The organism is Cedecea sp., assembly GCF_036500665.1.
Lineage (GTDB): Bacteria > Pseudomonadota > Gammaproteobacteria > Enterobacterales > Enterobacteriaceae > Cedecea.
The window spans coordinates 108578-124572 of record NZ_DASYBS010000050.1; the positions used below are offsets into that span (position 1 = coordinate 108578).

Below are 15995 nucleotides of genomic sequence, written 5' to 3' on the forward strand. Positions count from 1 at the left end.
GGGCCCCGTTATGCCCGGTTTTTTTTTACCTGTTCCGGCCATTATTCTGCCCGTTCCCTGGCTAAATGTTTGCAGACCCTTTTTTAAGTCGTCTTCGTAACCCATTGATTTATCAATTCAGCAGAGTCGTGTCCAAAAAAGGGTATGAAGAGTAAAAGAGACCGCTTTATCTGTTGCAACAAGGCGTTAGCTGTGAAAAGCTCGTGTTCACTGCCGTACAGGCAGCTTAGAAATTTGCTGCGGAACGACTTCAGCTTGGTTGATTGTTCACTGCCGTACAGGCAGCTTAGAAATGCGCGCGGGTATCATCAAAGGAGCGATGCTGGTTCACTGCCGTACAGGCAGCTTAGAAATAGATAATCTGTTGAACCATTTGCGTGCTAACGTTCACTGCCGTACAGGCAGCTTAGAAACGTCAAGTCGTCACGCTGTGGCCGGGGTTGATGTTCACTGCCGTACAGGCAGCTTAGAAAAGCATCGGTGGGCATTCTGGCCCTGGTTCTTCGTTCACTGCCGTACAGGCAGCTTAGAAAATGACCGAACACGTTCGCTGCCGACGCTTTACGTTCACTGCCGTACAGGCAGCTTAGAAACGTGCGGATGAGATTGCGCAGCGTGCGCGCCAGTTCACTGCCGTACAGGCAGCTTAGAAAGAAGGGGGCGATGCGCCGTCTGGTTATGTGCTGTTCACTGCCGTACAGGCAGCTTAGAAAAGACAGGCAGGGCAAACCCAACCCTCGCCGCGGTTCACTGCCGTACAGGCAGCTTAGAAAGGAAAGGTCTTGGTGTTGGTCCTGTTATGCAGGTTCACTGCCGTACAGGCAGCTTAGAAATCTGGCACATCAACCGCATTCACCGGCTGATTGTTCACTGCCGTACAGGCAGCTTAGAAAAGAGAGCAGCAGATACTCAAGGCTGCGCAATCGTTCACTGCCGTACAGGCAGCTTAGAAAGCCAAAAACAGCAGGCTGGAAAAGGTTGTTGAGTTCACTGCCGTACAGGCAGCTTAGAAATGAATAAAACTGGGCGCGCACCGGCGACGGTTGTTCACTGCCGTACAGGCAGCTTAGAAAGCGGGCAAAAACGACTCTACAGCGCCGTGGATGTTCACTGCCGTACAGGCAGCTTAGAAACACACCTTACGTGCAAATTTGATACGCTGGATGTTCACTGCCGTACAGGCAGCTTAGAAATTCAACACCTGGGTAGGTACGAATGGACGGGCGTTCACTGCCGTACAGGCAGCTTAGAAACTTATGCCGGATGTATGGAACGACCTGGAAGACGTTCACTGCCGTACAGGCAGCTTAGAAATAAGCCTAAGAAAGCCATCAAACCAGAGCCGGGTTCACTGCCGTACAGGCAGCTTAGAAAACGTAATTAGCGATAGCAGCGTCGGAAGTGATGTTCACTGCCGTACAGGCAGCTTAGAAATTTACCTTACGAGCATCCATGACCGGCACGTCGTTCACTGCCGTACAGGCAGCTTAGAAAGTGGAAATGGTATAGCAATCCTCTCTTCCCTTGTTCACTGCCGTACAGGCAGCTTAGAAAAAGGTTTTGGCGGGCGTGACTCTGGGCCGTTGCGTTCACTGCCGTACAGGCAGCTTAGAAAACCGGCCTCGGCCAGGGTGTTTACCAGCTCGTGTTCACTGCCGTACAGGCAGCTTAGAAAAGACTGGCACCGGCGGGTGCTTTATCCAGATCGTTCACTGCCGTACAGGCAGCTTAGAAAATGCCGCGATTGTGGCGAAGGTGAAAGAGGCCGTTCACTGCCGTACAGGCAGCTTAGAAACTGTTTCGATACAGTTCACTGCCGTGCAGGCAGCAGGCGAGGCGCGATAAATTAAGTGTCTCCCCTGCATTCCCTCACGCCAGCTTCAGCACTCTGTCCAGTGACCAGCGGCCTGCGCCGCGGGCGATAATCAGCAGCAGTAAACCGCCCCAAATCAGGTGCGTAGGCCATGCGTCCGGGTAGACAAAAATTTCAATCACCAGCGTCATACACATCAGGCCTGCGGCGGCGAAGCGTGAAAACAGGCCCAGCACCAGCAGAACAGGGAAGGTGTGCTCGGCAAACGTGGCGAGGTGCGCGGCGATGTTATAGGGGATAAGCGGCAGCGCGTATTCGGTGCGGAACAGCTCGTAGGTGGACGGTTTTAGCGTCATAAATCCGGTCACTTTGGTGCGGCCGGAGAGGAAGAACACGGCGGCAATGCCCACGCGGGCTATCAATAGCAGCAAATTGTCACCAATACTTCTCTGGATCCGGCCCCAGAGTCTATTCCACAGCGAGCGAACTCCCTGCTGCATCATTTTTTGTTCAGATACTTTCATCATTTAACCTCAAAGAGTGTGATTAAGATGCGGCGAATACGCCGCATCTGAGCAGGTTGCGGAAAAAAGGGCCGAGGGCGAGGGTTGGCTCGGCAATCAGGGCCTGTTCGCTGGCCTGGTCAAGGGTTGCTCCCTGGCGGCAGGCGGTCAGAAAAACCGCGCCGCCCTGGCTTAAGGGTTCGGCAAAAATTTGCTGCTGACGGCGAACCAGCAGGGCGCCTTCCCCCTGCCAGTGAATCGTCTCCGGCGTTACTGTCTGATAGCGGTTGAACGCCCAGAGCGTGAACACCGGCAGCGTGGCATGCCAGTACCAGCGAACGCTGTCCCGCGGCGGTAATGAACGGGTGCCTAACGTCTCCGGAGGAATATTTGTCAGCGTATGTACATCCAGCGGGGCCGAAGACTCAGCGCAAAATACCTCCAGCCAGAGCCTGTCCAGCTCCGCTACCGCGCTTAAATACGGCAGCTCGCGGGCTGGTGGATACGTGGCGATAAAAGCAGGGAAGGCGTCGCCGTAGCGAATTAATTCCCCTTCTCGTGGCGGTTGTTCAAGCGCATAGCCGCGCGCCATTTCACGGAAAAAGTCGCTGCCGGTAAGCTGAGAAACGCAGGGGAAGTTCGCTTCCAGAGCGTCAACGCAGGCTTTGATCACGCCATTGCGGTAAACGGCAAGCCCGGATTGCGTCTGGAAATGGCTAAGTTCAGGACGTGCTTCGCCATACAGCAGGCCAATAAACGCCTCGTGGTAGCGGCTTAAGTGAGTGCTCATTCGGCGGCTCCCATTGCGTCGAGGATGCACTGCGCACGCTGCTGTTCGGCCAGCAACACGCTAAACGCGGGCAGGTTGTCATCCCGTTCAATAAGCGTGGGTTTTGTTCCCGTTCGCTGAATCAGTTGCTTATACAGCAGCCAGACATCCTCGGAGACTGACCGATCGTGGCTGTCAATCAGCAAATCACTGCCGCCTTCGTCGGTACTAAAGCCCGCCAGGTGGATCTCGGTGACACGTTCGACCGGGAAACGGCTCAGCCACGCAGTGGCATCAAAACCGAGATTATGGGCGCTGAGCCAGACGTTATTCAGATCGAGCAGCAGTCCGCATCCGCTCCGGCGGCTGACTTCATCGAGAAACTCGATTTCGTCCCACTCGTGTTCCGGCATCTGCAAATAATGCGTAGGGTTTTCCAGCGATATCTGGCAGCCCAGCGTATCCTGCGTTCGCTGAATATTGTCGATAACGCGGTGCATCAACCTTGTCGTCCTTGGTACCGGCAGCAGGTCAGGGTAATAAATACCGTTCCAGCGCGACCAGGCGAGATGCTCTGAAACGAGCGCGGGTTTGATGTCAGCTACTAACGCTCTTAGCTGCGCGAGCAATTGAACGTCCGGCGGCTCGTCACCAGCCAGCGAGAGTGAAACGCCGTGTAACGAAATCTGGTGCTGCTGGCGGATGGCTGCCAGCCATTCTCTGCGCGGGCCACCCGCCATGAGATAATTTTCACTGTGAACCTCGAACCAGAGGGTTGATGGACTGGCCAGGGCGTCGGCGTAATGCTCGGGCTTAAGGCCTAATCCGGCACCTAAAGGATGTGTCATCGTCATGGGAGTGGCCCTTTTATTAACCTTCGGTCAGCGAGCCGTGGCCATTTGGCGTTTGAATCGACGTGCAGGTGCCTGTCGGCACCATCTTGTAGGCATTTTTCTGGTAATCGACCTTAGAAGTCCCTGCGCAGGTGGTGCCCGCGCCGGCCTTGCAGTCGTTATCAGCAGCTTTGGCAATACCAAAACAGCGCTCAAGGTTTGGCCCGGTTAATTCGGCGGCAAAGGACGCCGCGCTGAAAGAAACCAAAGACAGGGCAATAGCGGACATAGCAATACGGTTCATTGTGTTCTCCAGATAGTTAAAATGAATTTAGGGGCTAAATAGTCGGCTAATTATTGAGAGCGTTATTTCCTCCTTATTGAACAAGGCGTGTTAATTCCCCGAAGTAATATTCACGGCTTTAAATATCGTGCGGGCGACATTTCTCGGGTCGTAAAGCATCGGCACGTGGCTGACCGGCAGTTCAGTGACGTGAGCATGGATTTTCTTCGCCATCGCTCGCTCCAGGTCCGGGTTAATCATTCGGTCATTGCTGCCGACCAGGAACCAGCTTGGCTTCTGCTGCCAGGCGGCGGTGGTCACTTTTTCGGTGAAGCTTGCGGCGGCAATCGGCATCTGGGTGATGCCGATAATGTTCTGCGCTTCAGGCGTCGCATCCTGGGCAAAGTCAGTGGCGACGGCCTTCGGGTCGAGGCTCAGGAAGCCGTCCGCGCCCTTGATGATTTTTGCGCTGCCAGGCGGGGCGGGGAAGCTGTTAGCCAGGTCGGCCGTTGACTGGCCTGGCGACGGCGCAAAGGCGTTGATGTACACCAGCCCTTTCACTTTCTGGTCGTTGCCCGCCTCGGTAATCACCGTGCCGCCCCAGGAATGACCGACCAGAATAACGTCGCCTTTGGCGCGGGCGATGGCGCGTTTGGTCGCCGCTACGTCATCTTTCAGCGACGTGAGCGGGATTTGCGCGGTGATGATTTCGTAATGGCGCGTTTGCAGCACGGGGATCACCTGCTCCCTGCTGCCGGTGGCATCGGCGAAGGCGCCGTGCACTAACACGATGGTGTGCTGCGCTTCCGCCTGGGCGGCAAATCCGGTCATCAGGCCAGCCGCAGCCAGCGCCAGCAGCGTTTTACGCGTGGGTTTCATTTCATTTTCCTGTTTTAGGGGGAGGGAATAAATTAGCGGTAAATATCGGCGCTGCCGAAGTAGCTGTTGTTGCCGCCAGCGGAGACAACTCGCCAGGCGCTGGCGCCAGCTTTCTCGGCTTTCTGAGCCAGTTTTTCATTAAGCTGGTCGAGAGACAGCGTGGTGCTCTCGCTTTCAGTGACGGTGCCAATTTTTACCAGGCCCTGTGCGCTATGAACTTCTTTGGCAGCAAAAGCGGGTGCGACAGCAGCGGCAAGGACGAGCGGGAGAATAACGTTGCGGAACAGTTTCATCATAAGCCTCACATATCAGGTCGTGGAACACGTTGCCGCCGGAAGGTGGCGGATGCGCTTATTTAACGCCTGGTTTGTATGTGGGCTGTGTCAGGTGGCGGGGAGATTTGTTTTGTTGTTTAGCTGAACGCGATGTGGATACAAAACAACACAATTCTTCTGTGTTTTGCAGAATGAACCCCTCTCCCCAGGCGGGAAGAGGGGGACGCGAGCGGTTACTTCAGGCCCTCGCGACTCTCTTTTTTGGCCTCTTCGGCTTCGATAGCGCGATACCAGCGTGGGTGGTGTTTCTTCGCCCAGCGGCGGCTGACTTTGCCGACGATCATGCCTTTAACCGATCCTTTCACCCAAAACGCCATATACATATGGATAAGGATGGCGTGGATCAAAATAATGGCCGCTGCCGCGTGGATAAGCAGGCTGTAGCGAATCATCCACATCGGGAAGTAGTGCGCGAACCACGGTCGCCAGATAATAATGCCGGTCACCAGCAGCACGAAAATCATGCTCATAATGCTCCAGAACATCATCTTCTGCCCGGCGTTGTACTTGCCCACGTCCGCGACTTTATGCTCGTTGCCTTTCAGCACCTCAACAATGCCTTTCAGCCAGGGTAAATCCTGCTTATCGGGAATGTTGTGATGCACAAAGCGCACGAACATAAACATCAGCGCCACAAAGATAGCCACGCCGAAGAACGGGTGCAAAATACGCCCCATCTGCGGCGTGCCGAAGGTTTCCGTCAGCCATTGCAGCGTCGGGAAGAACAGCGCGATGCCGGACAGCGACACGAGGAAGAAGCAAATCACCACCGTCCAGTGGCAGGCACGGTCGATGAATTTCGTTCTGACAATCATCTTACTCATGCTTATCCTCCTCGTCTTCGTCCACCTCTTCGTTCGGGCCAATGCCGATATAGTGGAAAATCAATGCGCCGAAGGTGGCGACAAAGCCCGCCGCCGACAGCGGTTTCAGAATGCCTTTCCACAGGTTGATTGGGGTATCAATCTTTGGCTCTTTCGGCAGGTTATGGTACAGCTCCGGCCTGTCGGCATGGTGCAGGACGTAAACCACGTGCGTGCCGCCCACACCCTGCGGGTTATAAACGCCCGCATGTTCGAAGCCGCGTTTTTTCAGCTTCTCAACGCGCTGGTCTGCCATTTCCAGCATCTCCTGGCGGATGCCGAAGCGAATCGCGCCGGTTGGGCAGGTTTTCACGCAGGCAGGCTCCTGGCCGACGCTCACGCGGTCAACGCACAGGGTGCATTTATACACGCGGTTATCGTCTTTGTTCAGGCGAGGCACATTAAACGGGCAGCCCGCGATGCAATAGCCGCAGCCGATGCAGTGCTCGGACTGGAAGTCCACGATGCCGTTGGCGTACTGAATAATCGCTCCGGCGGACGGGCAGGCTTTAAGGCAGCCCGGATCTTCGCAGTGCATACAGCCATCTTTGCGGATCAGCCATTCCAGCTTGCCGTTTTCACGGGTTTCTGAAAAACGCATCAGCGTCCAGGATTTGGCGCTCAGGTCGGCGGGGTTATCGTAAACGCCCACGCAGTGGCCGACTTCGTCGCGAATGTCGTTCCACTCCGAGCAGGCAACCTGGCAGGCCTTGCAGCCGATACAGCTTGTGACATCGATGAGCTTGGTGACTTCTTCCTTGAAGTCACGCGCCCGCGGCGGCGGCGTGAAGCCGTTGGTCGCCGAGCGTTTGATAATATCCTGAGATTGCATGGACATTGTTTTCTCCCTTACGCCTTCTCAATGTTGACCAGAAACGCCTTGTACTCCGGCGTTTGCGAGTTGGCGTCGCCTATCGACGGGGTCAGGGTGTTGGCGAGATAGCCCTTGCGTGCCACCCCTTCAAAGCCCCAGTGCAGCGGAATACCGACGGTTTCGATTTCCTGGCCGCCCGCCCGCAGGGTTTGCAGGCGCGGCGTCACCACGGCCACGGCTTTAATAAAGCCGCGCTTGCTGCTGACTTTCACCCGGTCACCGTGAGCAATGCCTTTCGCCTTCGCCAGCCCTTCGCTGATTTCAACAAACTGCTCCGGCTGCACGATGGCGTTAAGCCGCGCGTGCTTGGTCCAGGTGTGGAAGTGCTCGGTCAGGCGATAAGTGGTGCCGACATACGGGAACTGTTGCCTGCGGCCCATGCGTTTCGCGTCTGCTTCGTACAGGCGTGCCGCCGGGTTGGAAACCACGTTCGGGTGCAGCGGGTTGGTGCCCAGCGGCGTTTCGAACGGCTCGTAGTGCTCCGGGAACGGCCCTTCGGCCAGCTTGTCGAGGGCAAACAGACGCCCCAAACCTTCCTGCTGCATGATGAACGGCCCCACACCGCTGTCCGGGGCGGCGGTGCTGAAGTCCGGAATATCGTTCCCGACCCATTTCGACCCGTTCCACTGGATCAGCATGCGTTTGGCATCCCACGGTTTGCCCTGCAGGTCTGCGGAGGCGCGGTTGTACAGCACGCGGCGGTTCATCGGCCATGCCCATGCCCAGCCCAACGTATTGCCCAACCCGGACGGATCCGCGTTGTCGCGGTTCGCCATCTGGTTGCCTTTACTGGTCCAGCTCCCGGCGTAAATCCAGCAGCCGGAGGCGGTAGAGCCGTCGTCACGCAGCAGCGCGAAGGAGTCCAGCAGCTGGCCTTTTTTCGCCAGCAGGTTGCCGTTGGCGTCAAACAGATCTTCCAGCGCGTAGCCGTTGCTCTCTTTGGCGATCTCTTCGGACTCAGGATGAGCCGGCTGGTGGTAGTCCCAGCGCATTTTCATCAGCGGCTCAACGCCTTTACCGCCTTCGGCCTGGTACATCTGGCGCATTCGGTGGTAAAGCCCGGCAAGAATTTCGCCGTCGTTAAGCGCTTCGCCCGGCGCATCCGCCCCTTTCCAGTGCCACTGCAGCCAGCGGCCGGAGTTGGCGATGGAGCCGTCTTCTTCCGCAAAACAGGTGGAGGGCAGGCGGAACACTTCGGTCTGGATCTTCGTCGGGTCGACGTCGTTCATCTCGCCGTGGTTCTGCCAGAAGTTGGAGGTTTCGGTGACCAGCGGATCGATAACCACCATGTACTTCAGCTTGCTCAGGCTGGCGACAACCTTGTTTTTATCGGGGAACGAGGCGACGGGGTTAAAGCCCTGGCACAGGTAGCCGGTCACGAGGTTGCGATCCATCATGTCAAAGTATTTGAGCACGTCGTAGGCCTGATCCCACTTCGGCAGCCAGTCAAAGCCCCAGCCGTTTTCCTTCTGCGCTTCGTCGCCGTAAAACGCTTTCATCAGGCTGACGAAGAACTTCGGATAGTTACCCCAGTAATTCACCTGGCCCGGCAGCGTGGCTTTTGGCGTGTTGGCAGCGAGGTAGCCGTCGAGCGTGGTTTGCTTGTCGGACGGTAAAGACAGGTAGCCCGGCAGGCTGGTGGACAGCAGGCCGAGGTCGGTCAGGCCCTGAATGTTGGAGTGGCCACGCAGCGCGTTGACGCCGCCGCCCGCCATCCCCATGTTGCCCAGCAGCAGCTGGATCATCGCCATGGTGCGGATGTTCTGCGCGCCCACGGTGTGCTGCGTCCAGCCCAGCGCATAGAGGAACGTGGTGGTGCGGTCGACCGCGCTGGTTGAGGCCAGCACGTCGCACACTTTCAGGAAGTCTGCCTGCGGCGTGCCGCAGATATGCTCGACGACGTCCGGCGTGTAGCGGGAAACGTGCGCTTTAAGCAGGTTCCAGACGCAGCGTGGATCGGTCAACGTGTCGTCACGCTTTGCAAAGCCGTTTTCATCGAACTGGTAGTTCCAGCTGGTTTTGTCGTACCGGCACTTTTCTTCGTCGTAGCCGCTGAACAGGCCGTCTTCGAAGCTAAAGTCCTCACGCACCAGCAGGGCCGCATTGGTGTAATGTTTGACGTATTCGGCGTTGATTTTGTTGTTGGAAATCAGGTACAGAATCACGCCCGACAGGAAAGTAATGTCGGTGCCGGAGCGAATCGGCGCGTAGATATCCGCCACCGAGGCGGTGCGGGTAAAGCGCGGGTCGACCACAATCAGCGTGGCGTCGTTGTTGTTTTTGGCTTCCATCGCCCAGCGGAAACCGACCGGGTGGGCTTCAGCGGCGTTGCCGCCCATCACCATCACCACGTTGGCGTTTTTAATATCAACCCAGTGGTTGGTCATCGCACCGCGACCAAATGTTGGAGCAAGACTTGCTACCGTTGGTCCGTGTCAGACGCGCGCCTGGTTATCTACCGCCAGCATGCCCAGCGAGCGGGCAAACTTCTGGGTTAACATGCCGGTTTCGTTGCTGGCCGCCGAGGCGCACAGCATGCCGGTGGAAAGCCAGCGGTTGACCGTCACGTTCTGCTCATTCTTCTCGACGAAGTTTGCATCACGGTCATCTTTCATCAGGCGGGCGATGCGAGAGAACGCGTCTTCCCAGCTGATGCGCTGCCATTTATCGGAACCTGGGGCGCGGTATTCCGGGTAGCGCAGGCGGTTATCGCTGTGAATATAGTCAAGCAGCCCCGCGCCTTTCGGGCACAGCGCGCCGCGGTTTACCGGGTGATCCGGGTCCCCTTCGATATGGAAAATGCTGGATTTGGCATTTTTCGAGCCGTCTCCGAGGCTATACATGAGTAATCCACAGCCAACAGAACAGTAAGTACAGCTATTGCGGGTCTCTTTCGCGCGCAGCAGCTTGTAGTTGCGCGTCTCCGCCAGCGCGGCTTTTGGGGCAAAGCCCAGCACCGCCGCCGTTGTACCTGCCATTCCGCCGGCGCAGATTTTGAAAAACTTCCTGCGACTGACGTTCATCGTCACCTCATTGTTACGACGTTTTTTGTGCGGGCGAAAATAGCAGCTATAGCCATTCAGATATTGCGTGAAATCAACTCGATAAACATTGGGTAGGAGATTACCTCTTTAGTGTTATTCATTGTTTTAAATAAATAACTATTGGGTGTGCGTGGAAGTGTGGGAAGGGGAGTAGCGTGATTTTACTGGAAACGGTGCCGTTTTCTCAGGAGAACGGCACGTTAAATCGGGAGGTGATTCGATGGGTCAGATGCGAGTAATTGAGAACCAGCGGCGCCAGATAAAACGCAGCAGGTAATATTCAACGGTGCCGAGCAAAAGGAACCAGATGCAAAACAGGATCACGTACAGCTGGCTGAGGTCGACCAAATGGAAGGTGTCGATGAGCTTTTGAGCCAGGGTCAGCGTTAACGCCGGAGCCGGGAGCAGCAGGCACGAAAGAAAGGCCAGCAGCAATATGCCGCCCGCGCTCAATAGCGCTTGATGTGGATGGTTCATGACGTTGTTAGCCTGAGAGTAAAAGGCTATTGTCCAGGAAAGTAAGCACCGGTGCAAACCCGGTAAAAGACGCGGAATAAAGCGGCCTCCCGGATGGGAGGCCAGCAGAGAAAGGGGGGTTAAAACACTTCGTTCAGCAGGTTGTACATGCGGGTAAACGCCCGTTTCGTCACTTCAGGGTGATACTTTGCAACGCCTTCAACGTTAGCGCCAGGATCGGTGAACGAGTGAACCGCACCTGCAAAACTGACCAGCTGCCAGTCTACCGAGGCGGCGTTCATCTCACTGGCGAATTCGGCGAGCTGCTCACGTGGCACGAGCGGATCTTCCGCACCGTCCAGCACCAGAAGAGAAGCTTTGATCTCACCCGCTGCGTGGGTTTTCAGGGTATCCAGCGTGCCGTGGAAAGAAACCGCCGCTTTAATATCCGCGCCGCTTCTTGCCAGCTCAAGCGCACAGTGCCCGCCGAAACAGAAGCCTGCGACGGCCAGTTTGCTGCCGTCGACAGCCGCCGTTTTCTGTGCGGCCAGCGTTTCCAGCGCGGCCTGCATGCGGCCCACTTCTGCTGGCGTATCTTTAACTTCCATCATCAGGGCACCGGCCTCATCGGCGTTGGTCGGGCGCTTGCCCTGGCCATAAAGATCGGCGACCAGCACAACGTACCCCTGCGCGGCAATCCCTTTTGCCTGTTCAACCGCACCGGCGCTCACGCCCATCCAGTTTGGGGCGATCAGAATGCCCGGGAGAGCAGCGCTGTGGTTTGCCTGATAGACCAGCGAGCCTTCAAAGGTTTGCTTATCGACCTGGTAAGTGACAGGTGTTGAAATAATTTCTGACATCAGGATTAACCCCTAAATAAATTTTATAGGTTTGCAGGTGAGCGTAATTAATTCCACATCGGTCAGTTGTTAGCAATTTATTAAATTTTCAAACGCATGAATTGCTATTTTATTTAATTAAAAAAGCGTTTATTTGTTAGCGATAAATACTTTTTGTGAATAATTGTGATTTTATTTTTACGCTCTTAGCGATTATTAAACTGCGCTAATAAAAGCGCAGTTATCCCTGATTGCGAGATGCTGAAAGGCGGGTTAGTCCTGGTGCATCAAGTCCTGATATAGCCCGGCCAGCACGCCGCCGGGCTGAAATTGCTGTTTGATCCAGCGGGTCACCTGGCCCGTCGCCGCGTGCTGGGTGGCTAGCAACATGCGTGAATTCTGGCGCGGGTTGTGCACCTGGCGGGTGACTAACTGGCCGCTTTCAACCGCGCTGCGCACCATGTAATCCGGCAGGAAGCCGATGCCTTCGCCCAGAATCTGGCACTGGCATTTGGTGTTGAAGTCCGGCACCACAATCGCTTCCTGGCCGTGCAGCAGCCAGCCCACTTTTTTATTGATGGTGGAGGCGGTGTCCTCGACCATGATGTTCGGATACATCCGGAGTTGGCTTTCGGGGATAGGTTCCTGCACCGCCGCCAGCGGATGATCGGGCGCCACGGCGAACGCCCAGCGGATGACGCCAATTTCCGTGTAGTCAATGCCGCCGCCGCCCAGCAGGGCATCCGGCGCGCCAATCGCCACGTTAACCTGGTTGTTGAGCATCGCGTCCCAGACGCCGTTGTACACCTCGGTGGTGATGGCTATCTGGCAGCCGGGGAACTGCTGTTTGAGGATTTTTAACAGTCTGGCGGTATGCTGAGGCGTGTAGAGAAGATGGTTTATGCAGATCCTGACTTTGGCTTCGATCCCCTGCGAAATTGTGTCAATTCCCCGTCGAATCCCTTGAAAATCGTTCAATAAATCGCTGGCTTTGCGGTAGAGATAGACCCCGGATTCGGTCAGCTCAATGCTGCGGGTATTACGAATAAAAAGCGTTACGTCGAGCCAGGTCTCCATGCGCTTAATGGTGTAGCTGATGGCGGAGGTGGTCACGCCCAGCTCTTCGGCCGCGCGGCTAAAGCTGCCGTAGCGGGCGGCGCAGGTAAAAGCCTGCAAATTCTCTTCGGTAAAGATGGAATTCATTTCGTGCTCCCTTTTCACGGCGCGCAATTCGGAGATTCTGACATATTTTTCGAAGGATTATTAAAATGCATTCAACAATAGCGGCATCAGCGATGAATCTTTTTTAAGCGGATGTTTTTCCCGCCAGGGCGTTGTTATTCTCGAATTTCAGCAATAACCGCGAACGACAGGAGAACAGTATGTCTGAAAAAGAGCTGGTTACCGGGTTTCTGACGGCGGCCCTGGAAGGGGAAGCTGCAACGCTTAAGGCATGTCTGGAACGTGGCGTCGACATTAACGTGACCAACCGCCAGGGAAGAACGGCGATCACCCTCGCCAGCCTGAGCCAAAAATATGACTGCGTGGCGCTATTGATTGACGCAGGCGCGGACATTAATCAGCAGGATGAAACCTGTTTCAATCCCTTCCTGATTAGCTGCCTGAATAACGATCTCAGACTGTTACGCCTGCTGTTAGCCGCCAGGCCGGACCTGACTCGCTTAACCCGTTTTGGCGGCGTAGGTATTACGCCTGCCAGCGAAAAAGGCCACGTTGAGATTGTGCGTGAGCTGCTGGAACACACCGGGATCAACGTCAACCACACCAATTTCCTCGGCTGGACGCCGCTGCTTGAGGCCATCGTGCTGAACGACGGCGGTAAAAAGCAGCAGGAGATCGTTTCTCTGCTGCTGGAAAACGGCGCTAATCCGCACATGACGGATAAGTATGGCAAAACGCCGCTGGAGCTGGCCGAAGAAAAAGGCTACCGCGAAATTGCTCAATTATTGAGAGACGCGGGCGCATAGCCGCCGTAAACCTCACCTCTATTAATCTCTCTGGGTAGAAAAATAAAAATGACTGAAATTGAAAAAAGCCGTCGTGATTTTATCAGCGGAGGCGGCAAGGTCGCCGCCGCCTGTGCGCTGTTTGGGGCAACCGGAACCGCGGCCTGGGCCGCAAAAACACCTGCAAATGTTAGCGAGAGCGGCAGCCAGATGAAGACCCTCAGTGAAAAACACTATTACCTGGACAACGTGCTGCTGGAAACAGGGTTTAACTACGAGGGCGAAACCGCCGTCAGCACCCGCACCGAACTGCACACGCTCGAAATCAAAGACGGCAAAATTGCGGCACTGCGCGCCAATAAATCTCACCCGGACGGTTCTCTGCACGCTTACGATGCTGGCGGCAAACTGCTGCTTCCGGCCATGCGCGATATGCACATTCACCTGGACAAAACGTTCTACGGCGGCCCGTGGCAGGTGCATAACCGCCCGGAAGGCACCACCATCATGGATATGATTGCCTACGAGCGTAAAATTCTGCCTGAGCTTCAGCCGTACACCCGTGAACGTGCCGGCAAGCTTATCGATCTTATCCAGTCCAAAGGTTCAACCATTGCCCGCAGCCACTGCAACATTGAGCCAGTTTCCGGGCTTAAAAATCTTGAAAACCTACAGGCGGTGCTGGCAGAGAGAAAGTCCGGACTGAGCTGTGAAATCGTGGCGTTTCCGCAGCATGGCCTGTTGCTGTCGAAATCTGAACCGCTGATGCGGGAGGCGATGCAGGCCGGGGCGCACTATGTCGGCGGCCTGGATCCAACCAACGTTGACGGCGCGATGGAGAAGTCGCTCGATACCATGTTCCAGATAGCGCTGGATTACGACAAAGGCGTGGATATTCACCTGCATGAAACCAGCCCGGCGGGCGTAGCGGCGGTGAATTACATGGTGGAAACCGTTGAGAAAACGCCGCAGCTTAAGGGCAAGCTGACCATCAGCCACGGCTTTGCGCTGGCGACGCTAACGCCACAGCAGGTGGACGATATCGCCACGCGCATGGCTGCCCAGCAGATTAGCATCGCCTCTACCGTGCCTATCGGCACGTTGCATATGCCGCTCAGGCAGCTGCAGCAAAAGGGTGTACTGGTGATGACCGGCACCGACAGCGTGATTGACCACTGGTCGCCTTACGGGCTTGGCGACATGCTGGAAAAAGCCAACCTTTACGCACAGCTCTACGTTCGCCCGAGCGAGCTGAGCCTGTCGCGTTCTCTGGCGATTGCCACCGGCAATATTTTGCCGCTGGACGACAAAGGCAAGCAGGTGTGGCCGAAGGCAGAGGATGAGGCAAGCTTCGTGCTGGTGGATGCGTCCTGTTCGGCAGAAGCCGTGGCGCGTATTTCTCCGCGAACCGCGACCTTCCATCAGGGGAATTTAGTCTGGGGAAGCGTGATTTAATGCGGGACAAAATAGCCTGCGAAAGCAGGCTATTTATGGGCATTTTACCGCACAACAAAGACCGGGAAACGGGCGTGGCGAATAATGCTGGAAGCGTTGGAGCCGAGCAGGTGAGTAGAAATAGACGGATTCTTCGAACCAACAATAATCACATCCGCATGAATTTCCTGCGCGACCTCGTTAACTTCATCCCGCACCGAGCCGTAGCGAATCTCCAGCACCACTCGCTCTTTAGGCAGTGAGAAATGCCCCCGCAATTCTTCCATTTTTTCTTCGGCGTTTTTCTTCAGATACTCGTCGAATTTACGGATGTCAGAGGAAAAGCCGTGGGTATTAAACAGCGGGGATTTAGGCAGAACGTACAGAAGGTGGATAGTGCCCTCAGACTCCTTCGCCAGATATTCGGCATGGCGAATGGCTTTGTCCGTGAGCTCCATTTCATAAACATCCACCGGCATTAAGATGGTTTTATACATCGTTAATCTCCTTTTGGTTACGTTTCATTTATCCTGGCACTAACGATGTTTTTTCACCGTGATCTGACGGGGAAATAAGGCATTTTTCTCTCCCGTATGGGCTGTCTCTTACACAAATTTTCTGGGAGGTATATTTCACTTCGTAGTGATTCCGTTCACCCATAAATAAGTTACCCCCTGCACGTTCAGAGACGGTGAACGTGTCCGGAGGATAACGCCATCCCCCGGACAGCCCCGGCGCCCGGCGAGCTCATCGCCGCTAAAGCGGTAAACCCACCGGCTATCACCCAAACATTCGGGGTCGTTCGCGATTCGTTCCCGACGATCGCTCTCTTTCGCTGTTCCCGACAGCTCAACCCCGCCTGAGTTGGGTCATCACCGGGGGCGATGAGAGCCGGGAACAAGGGCGTGGCTGTGAGACTTGCAGCGACTGTGACGCTCTGTGTAGCTGCGGGTTTGAAGCGAGGCACGGTTCCGGCTTAAATCGCCTCCGTTTTCTCTCCGACTGGCCAGGGTCCGGACGTCGGGAACGGCCGGAGGCTGAGAGCGTCGGGAACGCATCTCAGCCGACCCAGGACTGGGAGATAAAACGGAGGTCTGCCGCTT

15 protein-coding genes and 1 CRISPR repeat array are annotated in these 15995 nt (G+C 55.8%); of the genes, 2 read left to right on the forward strand and 13 right to left on the reverse strand.

Going from position 1 to position 15995, the window contains the following annotated elements; genetic code table 11:
• Nucleotides 1–205: 205 nt before the first annotated feature.
• A CRISPR array of direct repeats spans nucleotides 206–1795; the repeat unit is 28 nt; unit sequence GTTCACTGCCGTACAGGCAGCTTAGAAA.
• A gap of 74 nt (nucleotides 1796–1869) precedes the next feature.
• From VGM55_RS08170 to VGM55_RS08225, 12 genes are all read right to left on the reverse strand, one after another.
• Nucleotides 1870–2340 carry a DoxX family protein gene (locus VGM55_RS08170; RefSeq protein ID WP_331635197.1) on the reverse strand — a complete coding sequence of 157 codons (471 nt, stop codon included), beginning with the start codon at nucleotides 2338–2340 and terminating at the stop codon, nucleotides 1870–1872.
• Between the two features lie 19 nt (nucleotides 2341–2359).
• Entirely contained in the window at nucleotides 2360–3106 is a 747-nt protein-coding gene (locus VGM55_RS08175; RefSeq protein ID WP_331635198.1) for a DNA-binding domain-containing protein, read from the reverse strand.
• Complete coding sequence (locus tag VGM55_RS08180) at nucleotides 3103–3939, reverse strand: DUF692 domain-containing protein (RefSeq protein WP_331635200.1); 837 nt, start codon at nucleotides 3937–3939, stop codon at nucleotides 3103–3105. Before VGM55_RS08180 ends, VGM55_RS08175 begins: the two co-directional genes overlap by 4 nt.
• Nucleotides 3940–3955: 16 nt before the next feature.
• Nucleotides 3956–4222, reverse strand: a complete 267-nt coding sequence (locus tag VGM55_RS08185; protein ID WP_331635201.1) for a DUF2282 domain-containing protein — start codon at nucleotides 4220–4222, stop codon at nucleotides 3956–3958.
• A 90-nt stretch (nucleotides 4223–4312) separates the two neighbouring features.
• Nucleotides 4313–5080: an alpha/beta hydrolase gene (locus tag VGM55_RS08190; protein ID WP_331635202.1), complete on the reverse strand. Its 768-nt coding sequence runs from the start codon at nucleotides 5078–5080 to the stop codon at nucleotides 4313–4315.
• A gap of 32 nt (nucleotides 5081–5112) precedes the next feature.
• On the reverse strand, nucleotides 5113–5376 hold the full coding sequence (locus VGM55_RS08195; protein WP_414648222.1) for a DUF1471 domain-containing protein: 264 nt from the start codon (nucleotides 5374–5376) through the stop codon (nucleotides 5113–5115).
• Nucleotides 5377–5588: 212 nt separating this feature from the next.
• Nucleotides 5589–6245, reverse strand: coding sequence for a formate dehydrogenase-N subunit gamma (gene fdnI, locus VGM55_RS08200; RefSeq protein ID WP_331635208.1), 657 nt, complete (start codon nucleotides 6243–6245; stop codon nucleotides 5589–5591).
• Entirely contained in the window at nucleotides 6232–7116 is an 885-nt protein-coding gene (gene fdxH, locus VGM55_RS08205; protein ID WP_154185313.1) for a formate dehydrogenase subunit beta, read from the reverse strand. The genes fdnI and fdxH overlap by 14 nt, the downstream gene beginning before the upstream one ends.
• An 11-nt stretch (nucleotides 7117–7127) precedes the next feature.
• Nucleotides 7128–10175, reverse strand: a complete 3048-nt coding sequence (fdnG, locus tag VGM55_RS08210; protein ID WP_331635203.1) for a formate dehydrogenase-N subunit alpha — start codon at nucleotides 10173–10175, stop codon at nucleotides 7128–7130.
• A gap of 246 nt (nucleotides 10176–10421) precedes the next feature.
• On the reverse strand, nucleotides 10422–10673 hold the full coding sequence (locus VGM55_RS08215) for a DUF1158 family protein (protein WP_154185311.1): 252 nt from the start codon (nucleotides 10671–10673) through the stop codon (nucleotides 10422–10424).
• A 119-nt stretch (nucleotides 10674–10792) separates the two neighbouring features.
• Nucleotides 10793–11512: a dienelactone hydrolase family protein gene (locus VGM55_RS08220; protein ID WP_331635204.1), complete on the reverse strand. Its 720-nt coding sequence runs from the start codon at nucleotides 11510–11512 to the stop codon at nucleotides 10793–10795.
• Between the two features lie 252 nt (nucleotides 11513–11764).
• A complete protein-coding gene (locus tag VGM55_RS08225; RefSeq protein ID WP_154185309.1) occupies nucleotides 11765–12694 on the reverse strand; it encodes a LysR substrate-binding domain-containing protein in 930 nt (309 codons plus the stop codon).
• A 179-nt stretch (nucleotides 12695–12873) separates the two neighbouring features.
• Here VGM55_RS08225 and VGM55_RS08230 point away from each other — a divergent pair, with 179 nt between their 5' ends.
• Together VGM55_RS08230 and VGM55_RS08235 are read left to right on the forward strand one after the other, a co-directional pair.
• On the forward strand, nucleotides 12874–13479 hold the full coding sequence (locus tag VGM55_RS08230) for an ankyrin repeat domain-containing protein (RefSeq protein WP_154185308.1): 606 nt from the start codon (nucleotides 12874–12876) through the stop codon (nucleotides 13477–13479).
• A gap of 48 nt (nucleotides 13480–13527) precedes the next feature.
• The gene (locus tag VGM55_RS08235) at nucleotides 13528–14913 is read left to right on the forward strand and encodes an amidohydrolase family protein (RefSeq protein WP_154185307.1); all 1386 of its coding nucleotides are present in this window, start codon (nucleotides 13528–13530) and stop codon (nucleotides 14911–14913) included.
• A gap of 44 nt (nucleotides 14914–14957) precedes the next feature.
• Here the strand turns inward: VGM55_RS08235 and uspG are convergent, their stop codons facing one another.
• A complete protein-coding gene (gene uspG / locus VGM55_RS08240; protein WP_038474952.1) occupies nucleotides 14958–15389 on the reverse strand; it encodes a universal stress protein UspG in 432 nt (143 codons plus the stop codon).
• Between the last annotated feature and the right edge of the window lie 606 nt (nucleotides 15390–15995).

Bases quoted from the DNA above. Each gene is read 5' to 3' on its own strand.
- VGM55_RS08170 (WP_331635197.1), bottom strand. From the start codon at position 2,340: ATGATGAAAGTATCTGAACAAAAAATGATGCAGCAGGGAGTTCGCTCG.
- VGM55_RS08175 (WP_331635198.1), bottom strand. From the start codon at position 3,106: ATGAGCACTCACTTAAGCCGCTACCACGAGGCGTTTATTGGCCTGCTG.
- VGM55_RS08180 (WP_331635200.1), bottom strand. From the start codon at position 3,939: ATGACGATGACACATCCTTTAGGTGCCGGATTAGGCCTTAAGCCCGAG.
- VGM55_RS08185 (WP_331635201.1), bottom strand. From the start codon at position 4,222: ATGAACCGTATTGCTATGTCCGCTATTGCCCTGTCTTTGGTTTCTTTC.
- VGM55_RS08190 (WP_331635202.1), bottom strand. From the start codon at position 5,080: ATGAAACCCACGCGTAAAACGCTGCTGGCGCTGGCTGCGGCTGGCCTG.
- VGM55_RS08195 (WP_414648222.1), bottom strand. From the start codon at position 5,376: ATGATGAAACTGTTCCGCAACGTTATTCTCCCGCTCGTCCTTGCCGCT.
- fdxH (WP_154185313.1), bottom strand. From the start codon at position 7,116: ATGTCCATGCAATCTCAGGATATTATCAAACGCTCGGCGACCAACGGC.
- VGM55_RS08215 (WP_154185311.1), bottom strand. From the start codon at position 10,673: ATGAACCATCCACATCAAGCGCTATTGAGCGCGGGCGGCATATTGCTG.
- VGM55_RS08220 (WP_331635204.1), bottom strand. From the start codon at position 11,512: ATGTCAGAAATTATTTCAACACCTGTCACTTACCAGGTCGATAAGCAA.
- VGM55_RS08225 (WP_154185309.1), bottom strand. From the start codon at position 12,694: ATGAATTCCATCTTTACCGAAGAGAATTTGCAGGCTTTTACCTGCGCC.
- VGM55_RS08230 (WP_154185308.1), top strand. From the start codon at position 12,874: ATGTCTGAAAAAGAGCTGGTTACCGGGTTTCTGACGGCGGCCCTGGAA.
- VGM55_RS08235 (WP_154185307.1), top strand. From the start codon at position 13,528: ATGACTGAAATTGAAAAAAGCCGTCGTGATTTTATCAGCGGAGGCGGC.
- uspG (WP_038474952.1), bottom strand. From the start codon at position 15,389: ATGTATAAAACCATCTTAATGCCGGTGGATGTTTATGAAATGGAGCTC.